The following is a 2,985-nucleotide window of genomic DNA, read 5'->3' on the forward strand; positions in this document are numbered from 1 at the left end:
TTACTTTGTTCACAAGTATTCTTGTTTTCTATCTCTTAGCACAACACCGCTTAGGTGTTGTATGGTTAAGCCTCACGGGTCATTAGTACAGGTTAGCTCAATGCCTTACAACACTTACACACCCTGCCTATCAACGTTGTAGTCTCCAACGGCCCTTTAGTGAGCTTAAAGCTCAAGTGAGAACTCATCTTGAGGCTCGCTTCCCGCTTAGATGCTTTCAGCGGTTATCGATTCCGAACTTAGCTACCCGGCAATGCCACTGGCGTGACAACCGGAACACCAGAGGTTCGTCCACTCCGGTCCTCTCGTACTAGGAGCAGCCCCTCTCAATTCTCAAACGCCCACGGCAGATAGGGACCGAACTGTCTCACGACGTTCTAAACCCAGCTCGCGTACCACTTTAAATGGCGAACAGCCATACCCTTGGGACCGACTTCAGCCCCAGGATGTGATGAGCCGACATCGAGGTGCCAAACACCGCCGTCGATATGAACTCTTGGGCGGTATCAGCCTGTTATCCCCGGAGTACCTTTTATCCGTTGAGCGATGGCCCTTCCATTCAGAACCACCGGATCACTATGACCTACTTTCGTACCTGCTCGACGTGTCTGTCTCGCAGTTAAGCTGGCTTCTACCATTACACTAACCGTACGATGTCCGACCGTACTTAGCCAACCTTCGTGCTCCTCCGTTACTCTTTGGGAGGAGACCGCCCCAGTCAAACTACCCACCAGACAGTGTCCCAAGACCCGATTCAGGGCCCATGGTTAGAACATCAACACTACAAGGGTGGTATTTCAAGGATGGCTCCACGCAATCTGGCGACTGCGCTTCAAAGCCTCCCACCTATCCTACACATGTAGGGTCAATGTTCACTGCCAAGCTATAGTAAAGGTTCACGGGGTCTTTCCGTCTAGCCGCGGGTACACAGCATCTTCACTGCGATTTCAACTTCACTGAGTCTCGGGTGGAGACAGCGTGGCCATCATTACGCCATTCGTGCAGGTCGGAACTTACCCGACAAGGAATTTCGCTACCTTAGGACCGTTATAGTTACGGCCGCCGTTTACCGGGGCTTCGATCAAGAGCTTCGTCCGAAAACTAACCCCATCAATTAACCTTCCGGCACCGGGCAGGCGTCACACCGTATACGTCATCTTACGATTTTGCACAGTGCTGTGTTTTTAATAAACAGTTGCAGCCACCTGGTATCTTCGACCAGCGTCAGCTTAGGGAGCAAGTCCCATCACCAACACCGGCGTACCTTCTCCCGAAGTTACGGTACCATTTTGCCTAGTTCCTTCACCCGAGTTCTCTCAAGCGCCTTGGTATTCTCTACCCGACCACCTGTGTCGGTTTGGGGTACGATTCGATGTTATCTGAAGCTTAGAGGCTTTTCCTGGAAGCAGGGCATCAATGACTTCACTGCCTTAGCAGCTCGACATCGTGTCTCAGAATTAAGAGTCCGGATTTGCCTAAACTCTCTTCCTACACACTTGAACCAGGACAACCGTCGCCTGGCCCACCTAGCCTTCTCCGTCCCCCCATCGCAATAACACCAAGTACGGGAATATTAACCCGTTTCCCATCGACTACGCCTTTCGGCCTCGCCTTAGGGGTCGACTCACCCTGCCCCGATTAACGTTGGACAGGAACCCTTGGTCTTCCGGCGTGCGGGTTTTTCACCCGCATTATCGTTACTCATGTCAGCATTCGCACTTCTGATACGTCCAGGATGCCTTACAGCTTTCCCTTCAACCGCTTACAGAACGCTCCTCTACCATGCAAGCAAGCTTGCATCCGTAGCTTCGGTGGTATGTTTAGCCCCGTTACATCTTCCGCGCAGACCGACTCGACCAGTGAGCTATTACGCTTTCTTTAAAAGATGGCTGCTTCTAAGCCAACTTCCTGGCTGTCTGAGCCTTTCCACATCGTTTCCCACTTAACATACACTTTGGGACCTTAGCTGACGGTCTGGGTTGTTTCCCTTTCCACGACGGACGTTAGCACCCGCCGTGTGTCTCCCGTGATTGCACTCATTGGTATTCGGAGTTTGCATCGGGTTGGTAAGTCGGGATGACCCCCTAGCCGAAACAGTGCTCTACCCCCAATGGTGAGACACGAGGCGCTACCTAAATAGCTTTCGAGGAGAACCAGCTATCTCCCGGTTTGATTGGCCTTTCACCCCCAGCCACAAGTCATCCGCTAATTTTTCAACATTAGTCGGTTCGGTCCTCCAGTACCTGTTACGGCACCTTCAACCTGCCCATGGCTAGATCACCGGGTTTCGGGTCTAATCCTAGCAACTAAAGCGCCCAGTTAAGACTCGGTTTCCCTACGGCTCCCCTATACGGTTAACCTTGCTACTAAAATTAAGTCGCTGACCCATTATACAAAAGGTACGCAGTCACCGAACAAGTCGGCTCCCACTGCTTGTACGTACACGGTTTCAGGTTCTATTTCACTCCCCTCACAGGGGTTCTTTTCGCCTTTCCCTCACGGTACTGGTTCACTATCGGTCAGTCAGGAGTATTTAGCCTTGGAGGATGGTCCCCCCATATTCAAACAGCATTTCACGTGTGCCGTCCTACTCGATTTCACTTTAAAGGCATTGTCGTGTACGGGACTATCACCCTGTATCGTGACGCTTTCCAACGTCTTCCACTAACACCAATGAAGCTTAAGGGCTAATCCGGGGTCGCTCGCCGCTACTGCCGGAATCTCAATTGATTTCTTTTCCTCGGGGTACTTAGATGTTTCAGTTCTCCCGGTTCGCCTCATTTGCCTATGTATTCAACAAATGATACCTGTAAACAGGTGGGTTTCCCCATTCGGACATCGTGGGATTAACGCTTGTTGTCAACTCCCCCACGCTTTTCGCAGACTTCCACGTCCTTCATCGCCTCTGACTGCCAAGGCATCCACCGTGCACGCTTATTCACTTAACCATACAACACCTAAACAGTGTTCTATTGTTAATGACGT

1 rRNA gene is annotated in these 2,985 nt (G+C 51.3%); it reads right to left on the reverse strand.

The annotated features are described in order from the left end of the window. Positions 1-61: 61 nt before the first annotated feature. Positions 62-2,948 (reverse strand): 23S ribosomal RNA (locus tag ACK8OT_RS19155). Between the last annotated feature and the right edge of the window lie 37 nt (positions 2,949-2,985).

It is taken from the genome of Motilimonas thetidivivens (assembly GCF_046452435.1).
Taxonomy (GTDB): domain Bacteria; phylum Pseudomonadota; class Gammaproteobacteria; order Enterobacterales; family CBDFNC01; genus Motilimonas.